Raw genomic sequence first — 16,084 nt, 5'->3', positions numbered from 1 at the left:
CCTCCGCGTTAAAAAATGCAGCACATCAAACTACCACAACTAACCATTACTCTTTTCTCCTGCTGTGTTGCAGCTATATTAACTCCCATCACAGCTGACGCAGCCTCCTTTTCCGTCATTGCAGATGGCCTAAACAATGCCAGAGGGTTGAGTTTTGGCGGTGATGGTAATTTGTATGTCACAGAGGCCGGAACAGGAGGAAAAGGCGCTTGTGTGCCACCTGTGAGTGGCCAAGGCGGTGCTTTGTGCTACGGCACAAGTGGTAGAGTTCTCAAAATTGAGAATGGCCAAGCAAAACCTGTACTGACAGGCTTACCTTCCATAGCCTTAGCCGATGGTTCAGGAGCTGGTGGAGTGCGGGACATCCAATTTGATAGTGCAGGTAAGCCCTATATTTTAGTGGGATATGGAGCCGATCCAACCTTTCGCGATCGCAATTTGGGCAACACTGTATTGGGAAAAATCATTACCCCGGATTTTCAACGTAATTCCTGGACAACTGTTGCTGATTTAGCCAACTATGAACTCGTCAATAACCCCGATAGAGGTGATATTAATAGCAATCCTCTAGGTTTTGTCATCGATGGCGATCGCCTAGTTACCGCCGATGCTGGCGCTAACGACTTACTCAGTGTCAAGACTGATGGCAGTAACTTACAAGCACTCACAGTATTTCCCCAAGATATATTAACTAACCCAGTTTTCCCCCCAACAGGCACACCATCCAACGAACCAGGTCAAGTACCAACTCCCACAGAACCACCACCAACACAAATTGCTATTCAAGCAGTGCCTTCAAGTGTCGTCAAAGGTCTTGATGGTGCTTACTACGTTAGCCAATTCACTGGTTTTCCCTTTCCTGAAGGTGGCGCGAAAATCTATCGCGTGGGTACTGATGGTAAAACAACAGTTTATGCAGATGGCTTTACTCAAATAACAGACTTAGAGTTTGATACTGCGGGAAATTTGTATGCCTTGCAGTATGCCAATCAGTCAGCTTGGAAAGGTAATTTTGCTGGTTCGCTGATCAAAATTGCAGCTGATGGCACTCGGACAACGATTCTCAGTGGTGATGGTTTAGAGTCACCCAATGCTTTAACTATTGGCTCTGATGGTGCATTTTACATCAGCAACCAAAGCGATCGCCCCGGACAAGGACAAATCATCAGAGTTGAGAATCCCCAATCTATTCCTGAACCGACTTCTGTTTTTAGCTTATTAACATTTAGCGTTCTGGGCATGAGTTGGTTACGGAAGCGCAAACCCAGTAGTAGTAACTCCCTGGAATGACCACAAATTTTCCAACTTTACTAATACACAACTTACAACAAATGAAACTGAAAAATCTAACTATTACACTCTTTACTCTTGGTATTACCGTCGTTGCTGGAACAACAGCAGCCGAAGCTGCCAGTTTCAAAGTTATAGCCGATGGTTTAAATAACCCACGAAATTTAGACTTTGATCGTGAAGGAAATATTTACGTAACTGAAAGTGGTTTCGGTGGTGATGGCAGTGATGGCAGATGTATCCCATCGCCAAGCGCCGCATACATTCCTTTGTGTGCTGGTCAAAATGGTTCCTTAATCAAAATTGCTAAAGACGGCACCAGAACAAATATCCTATCCGGTCTGACTTCTTTAGCATTATCGCCTTCTGGGGAACAAGCCGCCGGGCCAGCAGACTTTAAATTTGATTCTAGAGGTAACGCTTATTTATTGACAGGTTTGGCAGGTAATCCGAATCAACGAGACACGGTGTTAAGATCACCTGACCTTGGCAAATTATACAAAGTAGACTTAAACACTGGTGGACTAACCACTCTGGCTGATTTTGCAGCTTATGAAGCCCTGAATAATCCTGATGGCTCGGATATAATTTCTAACCCTTATGCTTTTGCCATTAAAGGTAACAATGCTTTTGTCGTTGATGGCGGTGGAAATACGCTTTATTCTGTAGGACTTGATGGTAGTGGAATTCAGAATGTAGCAGCATTACCAACAAAACTCATAGCACCAGATAAACTACAGTTTCCTACACTTCCAGAAGGATCAGTAGACCCAACAGAAGGCGCACCATTACCTCCTGGTTATACAAGTGGTTCTAACGGTTTACCAGTATCTAATCAATCAGTACCAACAGGAATTGCTGTTGCTCCAGATGGGAGTTTAACAATTAGCGAATACACATACTTCCCTTATCCCGAAGGCGAAGCCCGAATCTTTTCAGTTAATCCTGATAATTTAGAAATTGAAACCCTCGCTGATGGTTTTACGCAGTTAACTGGTGTCACTTATGACCCGGAAGGCAATTTATATGCTCTGCAACACATCAATGTTTCTGAATGGAAAGCAATTCAGCAGGGTGGGATTATCACTGGTGATATAAGTGGCTCTGTCATCAAAATCGGGGCTGATGGTACTCGTTCAACAATCTGGAGTGGTGACGGCTTAGAAGCAGCTTCTGGAATAACTTATGGCCCTGACGGTAATTTATATATTTCTAACCGCGCTAGGCTGGCAGGTACAGGACAAATTATTAGGATTAATCCTCGTTCAGAGCAAGTTCCCGAACCTGCTACTATCGCGGGAACACTAATAGCAGCGGCCTTTGGTAAAGCGGCAATGGCGAAGAAGCGTAAACATGAAGCCTTAGCTAAAGCAGAGATGGTCTAATTCTTTGACTAACAGAATGGACTGCTGCCTCAATGCGAAAGTTTGGAACCACATAAGGGGCAGCAGCCCGAATTTTGACTTTCCCAAACGGGGTCTGGGAACAACATTTATCTAGGAAAGAGTATAACTCATCAACCAGAACTGTAAAACTTATGGGATTAGTAAAACATTTTGCGATCGCTGTTGTCAGTAGCGGATTTATGGTGTTGGCAACCTCTGCTCAAGCTTTGTCTTTAACCTTAAAATACGAACGTAGTATTGGTAGTCCTGGCTTTGCCTCTGGGCAGCTGTTTGTGCCTCAAGGCATTACCGTAGATAACGCCGGCAATACCCTAGTTAGTAACGGTCGTGGTCTTAACCCAGATGGTAGTTTTAATGCAGATATTGGCAACCGAGTTGAAGTATTCAACCCTCAAGGCGATTACATTGGCGCAATTGGCAGAGGCGGCACAGGGCCAGGAGAATTCGACGAACCATCAGCTTTAGAAATCTCTCCCCAAACTGGGAACCTCTATGTAGGGGATGTTTTTAATAATCGTGTTAATGTCTACGATCCTCAAGGTAACTTTATCAATTCCTTTGGTTCATTTGGCGGCCTCATTCCAGGTAGGGCTTTCTTTGGCCCTTCTGGTGTGACCTTTGACCAACAGGGGAATGTGTATATAGGTGATTTTAGCGGCGATAAAATTAATAAATACACGCCAGAGGGTGAGCTTCTTGGTTCTATTGGGACATCGGGTACTGCACCGGGGCAGTTTCAAGGGCCAGCAGGTGTGAGAATTTCCCCAGTGAGTGGAAATTTCTATGTGAGTGACCAATTTAACAACCGCGTTCAGGTACTCAATCCCGCAGGCGACCCAATTTTAACATTTGGCACACAAGGCGCAGGGCTAGGACAATTTAATCAGCCAATTGGCCTTGAAGTAGACGAGTTTGAGAATATCTATGTGGCTGATTCTATCAACAGCCGCGTCCAGGTATTTGATAAAAACGGTAACTTCTTAACTGCATTTGGTGAACCAGCCCTTGATGCGTCTGGCGAAATTGTACCGCCTCCTCAATTGGGTGAGCCACCTTTTGGCGACCCCATAGACCTCACACCAGGCAGATTTAACTGGACAGGTGGCACAGCCTATAAAGATGGCAAACTCTATGTCGGTGATTTCTTCCAAGGTCGTGTACAAGTGTTAGCAGTTGAAGGTAGAAACGAAGTCCCAGAGCCAAGCTCAATGTTAGGTATGGGAATATTTGGAATAGGGATTGCTGCTGCTAAATGGCGGAAAAATAGACAACAAAAATCAGCCATGAGTTAAAAAGGTTCTATTTGAAAATCGGGAGTTAGGATTTGGGAATCAAGCTATTACTTTCCCATTCCTAATAAGAATTCAGCACCTAGGAGTCAGAAGCCAGAACTTAGAAATATCTATAGGATGAGCAAATTAATTCATCAAATATTTCTCCTGATTATTTAAACCTTCTGACTCCTGAATTCTGACTCCTGAATACTTATCATTCCTAATCCCTAATATTTAGGTGTAGATTATGTCTGCTGTAATTGATGAAAAAATAACTAATATTAACGATTTATTACATCACTGGGTAGCCCGACAAATTAATCAAGAAGCTGTTACTTGGTTGAATGAAATTAGAGAGCAAATAAATAGTGGTGCTAATATACGAGTATTTTTTAGTGCTTTTAGTAGAGTGCCTCGTTATACAGGTAAACACCAACTAAAATTAAATTCTCAAGATTTAAATCATACTTCAGCAATAAGAACAGGCTGGGTTCCTAGTCATTGGAGTGTTGATCAAGCGGCGCGTACACTACTAGTATTAACTCTAGCGCAAGCTGATTCCGAGAAATATTTATCCGCTTTAGAACAAGTATTCATAACCGCTGATGTTGGGGAACTAGTAACGCTTTATCAAGCCTTACCTTTATTACCTTATCCAGAAAAATTACAACAGCGGGCGGCGGAAGGAATTCGCAGCAATATGACCGCAGTATTTAATGCTGTGGCTTTACGTAATCCTTATCCAGCCGAATATTTTGATAATTTGGCATGGAATCAGATGGTGCTGAAGGCCTTATTTGTGGGTAGTTCTTTGCAGCTAATTCAAGGTTTGGATTTACGTGCTAACTCTGAATTGGCAAGAATGCTAATTGATTACGCTGACGAACGGCGGAGCGCCAACCGTTCAGTTTCGCAGGAAATTTGTCCGTTAGTTGAAAAATTTATTGATTTAAAAGATTTACAAAATTAAGATAACCTAATTTTCCCAAAAATATCTATGAATACTAGCAATATGATGTTTATCGACCCCCATATTCACATGAGTTCGCGCACTACTGATGATTATCAGCAGATGCGAAAATCGGGAATTGTCGCAGTAATTGAACCAGCTTTTTGGTTAGGACAAGCGCGGACTAATGTTGGTTCATTCCAAGATTATTTCAGCAGCTTAGTTGGTTGGGAAAGATTTCGGGCTTCACAGTTTGGGATTAAACATTACTGCACAATTGGCCTGAATTCTAAAGAAGCTAACAACGAAGCTTTAGCAGAACAAGTCATGGAACTATTACCGCTTTATGCTTGTAAAGAAGGTGTAGTTGCCATTGGGGAAATTGGCTATGACGATATGACACCAGCGGAAGACAAATATTTTCGCCTCCAGCTAGAACTCGCCCAAGAACTAGATATGTTAGTGATGATTCATACACCACACCGTGACAAAAAGGCGGGGACAAGCCGCAGTATGGATGTCTGCATCGAACATGGCTTAAAACCATCCCAGGTGATTGTTGATCATAACAACGAAGAAACAGTAGAGGAAGTCTTAGATAGAGGCTTTTGGGCAGCATTCACAATTTACCCTCATACCAAAATGGGGAATGCGCGTATGGTAGAAATTGTCAGGCAATATGGCAGCAATAACATCATTGTTGATAGCAGTGCTGACTGGGGCGTTAGTGACCCTCTAGCTGTTCCGAAAACTGCTCTACTCATGTTAGAACGAGGAATTCCCGCCGCAGATGTGCAGAAAGTCTGTTATCAAAATGCCCTCGCTGCTTACAGCCAAAGCGGTCAAATGCAGGAATCTGACTGGCTAAACCTTTCACCCATCGACCAACGACAGACATACAGTGATAATTCCGTCCTCCGCGGGCAAGAACCACTGGTAGAGTCGCGCCAGGAATACGCACTCATTGAATAAACCTCTCTGCGCCTTTGAACGAGTCAAAATATGAACACCGCCACCTTTCAATCTCAACGCTTCTGGGCATATCTGCAATTACTCCGACCTGCCAATATTATCACCGCCTGGGCAGATATCATAGCTGGCTTTGCGGCTTCTGGGTATTTTGTCGAAGCAAATATTACACCATTGTTATGGTTAATTTTAGCGACCACGGGCTTGTATGGCGGCGGTATCGTATTTAATGATGTGTTTGATGCCGAATTAGATGCCGAAGAGCGTCCTGAAAGACCGATTCCCAGTGGTAGAGCTTCGCGTACAGGTGCAATTTTATTAGGAAGTGTGTTGTTGACTGTGGGTGTTGTGGCGGCTGTGCAGGTTTCGTGGCTGAGTGGGATATTTGCGATCGCGATCGCCACCGCTGCATTATTATATGATGCGATCGCCAAGCATCAGCCAATTCTCGGCCCAATCAACATGGGGCTTTGCCGAGGCGGTAACTTATTATTAGGAGTGAGTGTCGTCCCCACTGCCTTAGAAAATTCCTGGTTTTTAGCCTTAATTCCCATAGTTTACATTGCCGCAATTACTGCACTCAGTCGAGGTGAAGTACATGGCGCAAAACACAGCACAGGCATCATAGCAGTATTCCTCATAGTTGCAGTTCTTGTTGGTCTTTTTGGATTAGGATGGCTCACAGACTATCAAGTTCTCGCTGCATTTCCATTCTTAATCTTATTAGCTATCCGAGTATTGCTGCCTTTTATTCAAGCAGTACGCCAACCTACCCCAGAGCAAATTCGGATTGCTGTGAAAGCTGGTGTATTGTCACTAATTATTTTAGATACGACCGTAGCTGCTGGTTTTGCTGGCTTATCCTACGGTTTATTAGTTTTGAGCCTTTTGCCAATTTCGATGATATTAGCCAAAATATTTGCTGTGACTTAATGCCTCAAGTCTCAAAGAATAAATTTTTGAAAATTGGAGACTAGCAAATGGTTTTGCAATCCTCACTGAACCCAAAATTAGCATCAATGAAAGATGTCAAATCACGACAAATTACTATCATTGGTGGACGTGGTAGGATGGGCAATTTATTTCGAGAAAAACTTTTGGCAGTAGGTCATAAAGTAAATGTTCTCGAACAAGAAGATTGGGATTACGCAGACCAAATTTTAAATAATACAGAATTAGTATTAGTAAGTGTTCCTATTAAATCTACGGTTGATGTTATTAAGCGTGTAGCTAAATATCTATCGCCCAATACAGCTTTGTGTGACATCACAAGTATTAAAATTCAGCCAACTGAAGCAATGTTGTCATACCATACTGGCCCGGTTATAGGATTACACCCGATGTTTGGGCCAAGTATCAAATCTTTTTGGGAACAAAAAGTAGTAGTCTGCCCTGGGCGTAATCATGAGTCTTTTCAATGGTTATTAGATTTTCTGCAAAGCCAAGGTGCGGAATTAATTACTTGTACTCCAGAAGAACACGATCGCATGATGGTGTATATTCAAGCAACACAGCATTTTTGTAGACTTAGCCTTGGTGTTTTTCTAGCACAAACAAACCTTGACTTAGAGCAGAGCTTATCAATTTCATCACCTAGCTTTCGTCAAGAAATTGAAATTTTAAAACGGTTATTTTGCCAAAATCCTAATTTATGTGTTGACATCATATTAGCTACAGAAGAAAGATGTCAAGCCATCAAATCTTTAGCTCATACCTACAGCCGTTTAGCCAAATTAGTAGCGCAAAAAGACCGTGATAAATTAATTCAAGAATTTGAAAATACTCAAGATTTTTTTCAGAAAAACAATTTTTGTAACTAAAAATTATATACAAGCAAAACTATGATGTTTGATATCCAGCAAAAAACTAAATATACGCTGCAATCTATACAACAAACTGTTACAGTTACGTTTAATTATGAAATTCACTTTACTAATAATATATTTAGTTTAAAAAATCCTACCTTAGCACAGGCGATCGCATCTGATGGTGAAAAGAAACCCAAGAAAATTGTAGCGTTAGTAGATGCCGGATTATTAGAGTTTTGGCCAGATTTACTAGCGCAAATCACTAACTATGCAAAGTTTTATGCAGAGGTTATCACATTAACTGCTGAACCAATGCTGATTCCAGGGGGAGAAGTTGCAAAGAATGAACCCAAATTATTAGAACAAATCCACCAACTAATTGAAGCCGCAGGAATATGTCGTCACTCTTACCTATTAGGGATTGGCGGTGGTGCGGTATTAGATTTAGTTGGTTATGCAGCGGCGATAGCACATCGTGGAGTGCGCCTCATCCGCATTCCGACAACAGTGTTAGCGCAGAATGATTCTGGTATCGGTGTAAAAAATGGTATCAATGCCTTTGGTAAAAAGAACTTTTTGGGTACATTTGCCCCACCTTACGCCGTAATCAATGATTTAGACTTTTTGACTACATTATGCGATCGCGATTGGCGTTCAGGAATTGCCGAAGCCGTAAAAGTAGCATTAATTAAAGATGCTCACTTCTTTGATTTTATCCATACTCATACCACAGCCCTAGCCCAGCGTGACATGGATATTATGCAACAACTTATCTATCGTTGCGCCCAGTTACACCTAGAACATATAGCTAAAGCTGGCGATCCTTTTGAAATGGGTTCATCCCGCCCTCTAGATTTTGGACATTGGGCGGCGCATAAACTAGAACAATTGACAGACTATAGATTACGACATGGCGAAGCTGTTGCAATTGGGATTGCTTTAGATAGTACCTATTCTTACCTTCTTGGAATGCTATCTCATAAAGAGTGGCAAAAGATATTAAAGACACTTGCAGGACTCGGTTTTACTTTATATGTACCAGAACTAGCTGAACAATCATCACCTGAAAATACCCGTTGTGTATTCCGAGGTTTGACCGAATTCCGCGAACATTTAGGTGGTGAACTAACCCTGACTCTCTTACAAAGAATTGGTAAAAGAATTGAAGTTCACGAAGTAGATTTATCTTTATATAAACAAGCAATATCTCTACTGCGTGATTTTGAGCAACAACAAACTCTAGTTACAATGAATCGAGGAGAAAGATGAAAATAGGAATAGACAATAGCTTTCACCTCACATATTGCACTAACATTCACCCTGGCGAAGAGTGGGAAAAAGTTTTTGCAAATCTCAAGCAATATCTTCCATTACTTAAAGCAAAATTAGCACCAGATAAACCATTTGGTATTGGCTTACGTTTAGCAGATGTAGCAGCTAAAGAATTACTTCAAGGCAATACTTTGCCTCAGTTTAAGTCATGGTTAACTGAACAAAATTTATATGTGTTTACCTTAAATGGTTTTCCCTACGGACAATTTCATCGACAAATAGTTAAAGACCAAGTTTATACACCAGATTGGTCAAAGCAAGAACGCTTAGACTATACCTTACAACTAATACAAATTCTTGCTGAATTATTACCAGCGGATATAGAAGGAAGCATTTCCACATTACCCTTATCTTACAAACCCTGGTTTAAAGGAAATCAATTTGTTCAAACCTCGGTCATGGAAAGTGCTAGTTTGCAAATAGCACAGCTAGTAGAACAAATGGTACGCATTCGGACTGAACGAGGAAAACTCTTACATTTAGATTTAGAACCGGAACCAGATGGTTTAGTTGAGAATGCAACCGAAGTAATTGATTATTTCCAAAGATATTTATTACCAATTGCTGGTAATTATTTAACCAAAGATTTAGGAATTACTCAAGAAACTGCCGAACAATACATATTAGACCATGTGCGCGTTTGTTACGACACTTGTCATTTTGCTGTAGGGTACGAAAATCCCATCTTAGTTTTGCAAAAGTTTCAAGCTGCGGGAATTCAAATCGGCAAAATTCAGATTAGTGCAGCTTTGCAAGTGAACATACCCAAAGATGCACAACAACGACAGTTGATATTAGAAAAGTTGCAACCTTTCGCTGAATCAACATATCTACATCAAGTAATTGCTCGCACACGAAATAACAGATTAATTCACTATTCAGATTTAGAAACTGCCTTACCAAACCTAGAAAACACTACCGAGGAAGAATGGCGGATACACTTCCATGTTCCGATTTTTGTTCGTGATTATCAACTATTACAATCCACCCAAGACGATATTGTAAATGTACTAAATATGCTGCAAGATAATCACTTCTGCAACCATCTAGAAATCGAAACCTACACTTGGGAAGTTTTACCCGATGAAATGAAACTAGACTTATCAGCATCAATTCAACGGGAATATGAATGGGTTCTGACAAACCTACTAACAAAACAATTAGTTCATATTTAAATATTTTCTTTGCTTCCTATGCAAAAAACAGTCGTTCTCAATGTAGTCGGATTAACACCCAACCTGATAGGTGAACATACACCATTCCTCTCTCGTTGGACATCAACCGGAAAAGCCGTAACAATAAAACCCGTCTTACCTGCTGTTACCTGTACAGCGCAAGCAACCTACCTCACAGGTAAAACACCTGATGAACATGGAATTGTTGCTAACGGTTGGTACTTTCGAGACGAATGTGAAATTAAATTTTGGCGACAATCTAATAAATTAGTTGACGCTCCAAAAGTGTGGGATATTGCTAAACAAATAGACCCCAACTTTACCTGCGCCAACTTATTCTGGTGGTACAATATGTACTCCTCAGTGGATTATGCTGTTACCCCACGACCGATGTATCCTGCTGATGGTCGAAAAATCCCTGATATTTATACTCAACCAGAAAAATTGCGATCGCAACTGCAATCAAAATTAGGTCAATTTCCTTTATTTAACTTTTGGGGGCCGAATACATCAATTCGTGCTACTCAATGGATTGCAGACTCAGCAAAATCTGTCGAAGCGCACCACAATCCAACCCTAACACTGATTTATTTACCTCATCTAGACTACTGCTTGCAAAAATATGGAACTGACACAAACAAAGTAGCCAAGGATTTACAAAAAATTGACGCAGTATGTAGAGATCTGATTCAATTTTACGAAAATCGCGGCGCTCAAGTCATCGTTTTGTCAGAGTACGGCATTACATCGGTATCTAAACCCATACATATTAATCGCGTATTGCGAGAAAACGGCTTGTTAACCGTACGGGACGAACTTGGACGAGAACTGCTAGATGCGGGTGCGAGTAAAGCTTTTGCAGTTGCAGACCATCAACTAGCTCACGTTTATGTTAATGATCCTTTTTATATACCAAAAGTGCGATCGCTCCTCGAAGAAACTGATGGAGTTGCACAAGTTCTAGACGAAACTGAAAAGCCAGCTTACCATCTCAACCATTCTCGTTCAGGAGAGTTAGTTGCAGTAGCACAACCAGATGCTTGGTTTACTTATTATTACTGGCTGGATGATTCTCGCGCTCCTGATTTTGCCAGAACTGTAGATATTCACCGCAAACCAGGTTACGACCCTGTAGAACTTTTCATAGACCCAAAAATCAAATTACCTCAAGCCAAAATTGCACTGAAACTTTTACAGAAAAAACTAGGCTTTCGCTACTTGATGGATGTTATTCCTTTAGAAGCTGATTTAGTTAAAGGTTCACATGGTTGTCTTCCGCCTTCTCTGGGTGAAGCGCCATTATTGATTAGCCAACAAACCAATTTACTTGATTCTTCATCTATACAAGCTAGTAGTGTTTGTCAGTTAATTCTTGAGCATTTAACTAAAAAATAAATACTTATCTTTTGATAGAAGCAATAAATAAAAATATCTTCCTAAAGATGCTGGGATTAAATCAAAAAATATTAATTTTGTATTCATCCAAACAAAATAATATTAATCACAAATAAAATGTTATCTTATGCGAAAAATTATTCATTCATTAGCTAGTTTATTTTGAGTAGGCTAAATAAAGAATCTTAGGTTTTTCTATCTACAAAATATCTGACAAACACATCAATAGATATTCTAGTTGCATAATTTTCTCATCGTTCCAAGTTAGTTCTTAAAACTCTAAATAATTTATTTATGATTACTGAATCCCATTCCTATACAACCTTGGATAACGTGCGCGTCTCTCGTGCAATTACAGAAGTTAAGATGGATACTGCCATTGAAGAAATTCTGTTCTACCTCAATTCTCAGCGCGGAGGCTTGTTAACTAGCAGCTATGAATATCCAGGAAGATATAAGCGATGGGCAATCGGATTCATTAATCCACCATTAGAATTAACTACAAGAGAGAATACTTTTACTCTGACAGCACTAAACGATCGCGGTAAAATTCTCCTGGAATTATTGTTTGAACGCTTATCTAAAATACCAGAACTTCATCACATTGCTAAAAACCAGAACAGCATTACCGGATTAGTTAAATCTACAGCACAATGTTTTACAGAAGAAGAACGCAGTAAGCAACCTTCAACGTTTACCGTTATCCGCGAAATTCTGCGTACATTTTATAGTCAAGAAGATGAACATTTAGGATTGTATGGTGCATTTGGTTACGACTTAGTATTTCAGTTTGAACCAATTTCTCAATGTTTAGAACGTCCTACAGATCAGCGAGATTTAGTTCTATATTTACCTGACGAATTGATAGTTGTTGACTACTATCAGCAACAAGCGTTTCGCATAGAGTATGACTTTATCACAGCCCACGGTAGCACTTATAATTTGCCACGCACAGGTGAATCCGTTGATTATCGAGGTCAACGATTAACTCCTACAAAAAATGCTGACCATCAAATTGGCGAATATGCCAAGCAAGTTGAATTTGCTCTCGATTATTTCCGTCGAGGTGATTTATTTGAAGTAGTTCCCAGCCAGAACTTTTTCACAGCTTGCGAAGAACAACCAAGCAACCTATTTGAAACTCTCAAAAAAATTAATCCCAGTCCTTACGGTTTTATTTTTAATCTTGGTGGTGAATACCTTATTGGTGCATCGCCAGAAATGTTTGTCCGTGTGGAAGGTCGGCGTGTAGAAACTTGTCCGATTAGTGGCACAATTACCAGGGGACAAGATGCTTTAGATGATGCTATACAAATTCGCTCCTTACTCAACTCTCCCAAAGATGAAGCTGAGTTGACCATGTGTACTGACGTAGACCGTAATGATAAGTCCCGCATCTGCGAACCTGGTTCAGTACGAGTTATTGGTCGTCGTCAAATTGAATTGTACAGCCACCTCATCCATACAGTTGATCATGTCGAGGGTATATTGCGGCCAGAGTTTGATACTTTAGATGCTTTTTTGAGTCACACTTGGGCTGTCACTGTCACAGGCGCACCTAAACGAGCAGCAATTCAATTTATCGAACAGCACGAACGCAGCGCCCGACGTTGGTATGGTGGTGCAGTTGGATATTTGAATTTCAACGGTAATTTAAACACCGGATTAATTCTGCGAACCATCCGCTTGCAAGACTCAATTGCGGAAGTGCGAGTTGGTGCAACTCTTTTGTATGATTCTGTACCACAAGCCGAAGAACAAGAAACCATCACCAAAGGTGCGGCGTTATTTGAAACAATTCGTCGTGCTAAACAAAAAGACGAAAAAATTGACGAGTGCATTACTACAAACTTGAGCAAATGCGTTCCGAATGTTGAACCAGGGAAACGCATCTTACTCATTGACTACGAAGATTCATTTGTTCATACACTCGCTAATTACATTCGTTCTACAGGTGCAAGCGTCACCACACTCCGTCATGGTTTTCCTGAATCTCTGTTCGATACAGAACGCCCAGATTTGGTTGTCTTATCTCCTGGCCCTGGTAGACCGCATGATTTTAAAGTTCCAGAGACTGTTGCTGCTTGCGTCCATCATCAAATACCTATATTTGGTGTGTGTCTAGGATTGCAAGGTATTGTAGAGGCTTTTGGCGGAGAACTGGGAGTACTTAACTATCCCCAACATGGTAAATCTTCACGAGTTTTCGTCACTGCGTCTGATTCTGTGATGTTCCAAGGTTTACCAGAATCTTTTACTGTTGGTAGATACCATTCATTGTTTGCCCTACCCCAACGTTTACCAAAAGAACTTAAAGTAACAGCGATTTCTGATGACGAAGTAATCATGGGTATTGAACATCAAACGCTTCCTATTGCAGCGGTACAGTTTCATCCAGAATCAATCATGACTTTGGCTGGTGAAGTTGGTATGGCAATTATTAAAAACGTAGTGCGGACATATACGCAAACAAAAGAGTCAGTGGTTATTGGTTAATAGTCATTTGTTATTACTAAATCCGGTGATTAATTTACCTCACGCAAAGGCGCAAAGAATATTTATGACTAAACAAGTTGTCTCGCCTCGATATATCCTTGAAGAAATTGTTTGGCATAAACAGCAAGAAGTCGCACAAATGCAGCAGGAATTGCCTTTAACTGCTGTACAAAATCAGTTAAGTGCTGCGCCGCCTGTGCGAGATTTCTTGAAAGCCTTACAAGAAAATGCTCATCATCCTAGTTTAATTGCCGAAGTCAAAAAAGCATCACCAAGTCGTGGGATTATTAGAGCAGACTTTGATCCAGTAGCGATCGCCCAGTCATATCAAAAAGGTGGTGCGGCTTGTCTATCGGTTCTCTCTGATGAAAAGTTTTTTCAAGGTAGTTTTAATAACTTGCGGTTAGTGCGTCAGCAAGTTACATTACCTCTACTCTGCAAAGAGTTCATCATTGACCCTTATCAAATTTATCTAGCACGGACAGCAGGTGCAGATGCAGTCTTATTAATTGCCGCCATTCTTTCAGACGAAGAACTAAAAAGCTTTTTACAAATCATTCATGACTTGGGTATGAATGCCTTAGTAGAAGTTCATACCTTAGCTGAACTAGATCGAGTTTTACAACTAGATAACCTACGTTTAGTCGGTATTAACAACCGCAACCTCGAAGATTTTACGGTTAATTTAGACACAACAAAGCAACTTTTAACACAGCGACAGCAACAGTTACAAAGTTTTCGTATCACCTTCGTCAGCGAATCTGGTATTTATACACCTGCTGATTTATCTTTTGTCGCTGAAGTTGGTGCTAGAGCCGTTTTGGTTGGTGAATCTTTAGTTAAACAAAATGATGTAGAACAAGCTGTACAAATTTTATTAGGAAAAACTCACCAATTTTAAATCAACTCTTTGCAGAAGTTGGGTCGAGGGGAAAGATAAAGAATTAATTCTTTCCTTTCTCCCTTAACCTTTTCTTGCAAAAATTACGAATTACGAACTACAAATTACGAATTACTATGACTACTATCTCTAATAAATTTCAATCTTTACGCCAGCGCCAACAATGCGCCTTAATTCCCTTCATTACAGCTGGCGACCCAGATTTAGAAACTACTGCCGACGCTTTACGCATTTTAGATCGCAATGGTGCTGACTTCATCGAGTTGGGTATTCCTTATTCTGATCCCTTGGCAGATGGGCCTGTAATTCAAGCAGCAGCTACTCGTGCTTTGAACAAAGGAACCAAATTAGAGCAAGTGCTAGAAATACTACGAGATGTAATTCCTAGTTTAAAAGCACCCATCATTTTATTTACTTACTACAATCCAATTTTGCATCGGGGTATTAAGTCGTTTTTAGCCTTAATTGCTGATGTTGGAGTGCGAGGTTTAGTAGTACCAGACTTACCATTAGAAGAAGCAGCAGAATTAATTCAAACTGCCGCATCTTTTGGCATTGAAGTGATTTTACTCGTAGCCCCTACTAGTTCTCAAGATAGGATTGATGCGATCGCTCGTCAATCTCAAGGCTTTATCTACCTCGTCAGTGTGACAGGCGTTACCGGAATGCGGTCTCAAATCCAAAACCGCGTGCAACACTTACTCACAGACTTACGCAACGTCACTGACAAACCCATTGGTGTCGGCTTTGGCATTTCAGCACCAGAACAAGCACATCAAGTTAAAGAATGGGGCGCAGATGCAGTCATTGTCGGTAGCGCCTTCGTCAAACGCCTCGCAGAAGGTAGTCCAACTCAAGGACTACAAGCAGTAGAACAACTGTGTCGAGAACTCAAATCAGCAATATCTTTACAACCAGTCGGTTTAGCTAAATAAATCTTGGCGCGGCAGTTGCTCCAACGAGGGGAACCCCCGCAACGCGCTCGCTGCCTTGCTTCTGCGTCTTTGCGTGAGATAGATTTTAAAACGAACCGCAAAGGACGCAAAGGACACAAAGGAGAAAAGGCAAAGTTTTGAATGAGAGAGGATT

The 16,084-nt window shown here is 40.9% G+C and carries 13 protein-coding genes; all 13 read left to right on the top strand.

All coding sequences use genetic code 11. The features are described from left to right. Nucleotides 1–24: 24 nt before the first annotated feature. The 13 genes from IQ244_RS01155 (at nucleotide 25) to trpA (ending at nucleotide 15,930) form a co-directional block, all read left to right on the top strand. Nucleotides 25–1,290, top strand: a complete 1,266-nt coding sequence (locus IQ244_RS01155; protein WP_322746013.1) for a ScyD/ScyE family protein — start codon at nucleotides 25–27, stop codon at nucleotides 1,288–1,290. Continuing rightward, a complete protein-coding gene (locus IQ244_RS01150) occupies nucleotides 1,287–2,675 on the top strand; it encodes a ScyD/ScyE family protein (protein ID WP_228058660.1) in 1,389 nt (462 codons plus the stop codon). The genes IQ244_RS01155 and IQ244_RS01150 overlap by 4 nt, the downstream gene beginning before the upstream one ends. A gap of 152 nt (nucleotides 2,676–2,827) precedes the next feature. Then, nucleotides 2,828–3,988, top strand: a complete 1,161-nt coding sequence (gene scyF / locus IQ244_RS01145) for a scytonemin biosynthesis PEP-CTERM protein ScyF (RefSeq protein WP_193889219.1) — start codon at nucleotides 2,828–2,830, stop codon at nucleotides 3,986–3,988. A 229-nt stretch (nucleotides 3,989–4,217) separates the two neighbouring features. Continuing rightward, nucleotides 4,218–4,940 carry an EboA family metabolite traffic protein gene (locus tag IQ244_RS01140; RefSeq protein WP_193889218.1) on the top strand — a complete coding sequence of 241 codons (723 nt, stop codon included), beginning with the start codon at nucleotides 4,218–4,220 and terminating at the stop codon, nucleotides 4,938–4,940. Between the two features lie 27 nt (nucleotides 4,941–4,967). Beyond that, the gene (locus IQ244_RS01135) at nucleotides 4,968–5,891 is read left to right on the top strand and encodes a TatD family hydrolase (protein ID WP_228058659.1); all 924 of its coding nucleotides are present in this window, start codon (nucleotides 4,968–4,970) and stop codon (nucleotides 5,889–5,891) included. Between the two features lie 30 nt (nucleotides 5,892–5,921). Next, nucleotides 5,922–6,821, top strand: coding sequence for a UbiA-like protein EboC (eboC, locus tag IQ244_RS01130; RefSeq protein WP_193889217.1), 900 nt, complete (start codon nucleotides 5,922–5,924; stop codon nucleotides 6,819–6,821). A gap of 47 nt (nucleotides 6,822–6,868) precedes the next feature. Continuing rightward, nucleotides 6,869–7,708, top strand: a complete 840-nt coding sequence (tyrA, locus tag IQ244_RS01125) for a bifunctional chorismate mutase/prephenate dehydrogenase (protein WP_193889216.1) — start codon at nucleotides 6,869–6,871, stop codon at nucleotides 7,706–7,708. Between the two features lie 21 nt (nucleotides 7,709–7,729). Further along, nucleotides 7,730–8,965: a 3-dehydroquinate synthase gene (locus tag IQ244_RS01120; protein ID WP_193889215.1), complete on the top strand. Its 1,236-nt coding sequence runs from the start codon at nucleotides 7,730–7,732 to the stop codon at nucleotides 8,963–8,965. After that, a complete protein-coding gene (gene eboE / locus IQ244_RS01115) occupies nucleotides 8,962–10,203 on the top strand; it encodes a metabolite traffic protein EboE (RefSeq protein ID WP_193889214.1) in 1,242 nt (413 codons plus the stop codon). The genes IQ244_RS01120 and eboE overlap by 4 nt, the downstream gene beginning before the upstream one ends. Nucleotides 10,204–10,221: 18 nt before the next feature. Beyond that, nucleotides 10,222–11,598 carry an alkaline phosphatase family protein gene (locus IQ244_RS01110; protein WP_193889213.1) on the top strand — a complete coding sequence of 459 codons (1,377 nt, stop codon included), beginning with the start codon at nucleotides 10,222–10,224 and terminating at the stop codon, nucleotides 11,596–11,598. A gap of 294 nt (nucleotides 11,599–11,892) precedes the next feature. Continuing rightward, entirely contained in the window at nucleotides 11,893–14,094 is a 2,202-nt protein-coding gene (locus tag IQ244_RS01105) for an anthranilate synthase (protein ID WP_193889212.1), read from the top strand. A 64-nt stretch (nucleotides 14,095–14,158) separates the two neighbouring features. Then, nucleotides 14,159–14,995 (top strand): indole-3-glycerol phosphate synthase TrpC, encoded by an 837-nt coding sequence (gene trpC, locus IQ244_RS01100; protein WP_193889211.1) that lies wholly within the window; start codon nucleotides 14,159–14,161, stop codon nucleotides 14,993–14,995. A 116-nt stretch (nucleotides 14,996–15,111) separates the two neighbouring features. After that, entirely contained in the window at nucleotides 15,112–15,930 is an 819-nt protein-coding gene (trpA, locus tag IQ244_RS01095; protein WP_193889210.1) for a tryptophan synthase subunit alpha, read from the top strand. Nucleotides 15,931–16,084: the final 154 nt, after the last annotated feature.

Source organism: Nostoc sp. LEGE 06077 (genome assembly GCF_015207705.1).
Classification (GTDB): domain Bacteria; phylum Cyanobacteriota; class Cyanobacteriia; order Cyanobacteriales; family Nostocaceae; genus Nostoc_B.
The sequence above is the reverse complement of the archived record's forward strand: the minus strand, read 5'-3'. Positions and strand labels throughout refer to the sequence as shown.

Coding starts and splice junctions, on each gene's coding strand:
- IQ244_RS01150 (WP_228058660.1), top strand. CDS start 1,287: ATGACCACAAATTTTCCAACTTTACTAATACACAACTTACAACAAATG.
- scyF (WP_193889219.1), top strand. CDS start 2,828: ATGGGATTAGTAAAACATTTTGCGATCGCTGTTGTCAGTAGCGGATTT.
- IQ244_RS01140 (WP_193889218.1), top strand. CDS start 4,218: ATGTCTGCTGTAATTGATGAAAAAATAACTAATATTAACGATTTATTA.
- IQ244_RS01135 (WP_228058659.1), top strand. CDS start 4,968: ATGAATACTAGCAATATGATGTTTATCGACCCCCATATTCACATGAGT.
- eboC (WP_193889217.1), top strand. CDS start 5,922: ATGAACACCGCCACCTTTCAATCTCAACGCTTCTGGGCATATCTGCAA.
- tyrA (WP_193889216.1), top strand. CDS start 6,869: ATGGTTTTGCAATCCTCACTGAACCCAAAATTAGCATCAATGAAAGAT.
- IQ244_RS01120 (WP_193889215.1), top strand. CDS start 7,730: ATGATGTTTGATATCCAGCAAAAAACTAAATATACGCTGCAATCTATA.
- eboE (WP_193889214.1), top strand. CDS start 8,962: ATGAAAATAGGAATAGACAATAGCTTTCACCTCACATATTGCACTAAC.
- IQ244_RS01110 (WP_193889213.1), top strand. CDS start 10,222: ATGCAAAAAACAGTCGTTCTCAATGTAGTCGGATTAACACCCAACCTG.
- IQ244_RS01105 (WP_193889212.1), top strand. CDS start 11,893: ATGATTACTGAATCCCATTCCTATACAACCTTGGATAACGTGCGCGTC.
- trpC (WP_193889211.1), top strand. CDS start 14,159: ATGACTAAACAAGTTGTCTCGCCTCGATATATCCTTGAAGAAATTGTT.
- trpA (WP_193889210.1), top strand. CDS start 15,112: ATGACTACTATCTCTAATAAATTTCAATCTTTACGCCAGCGCCAACAA.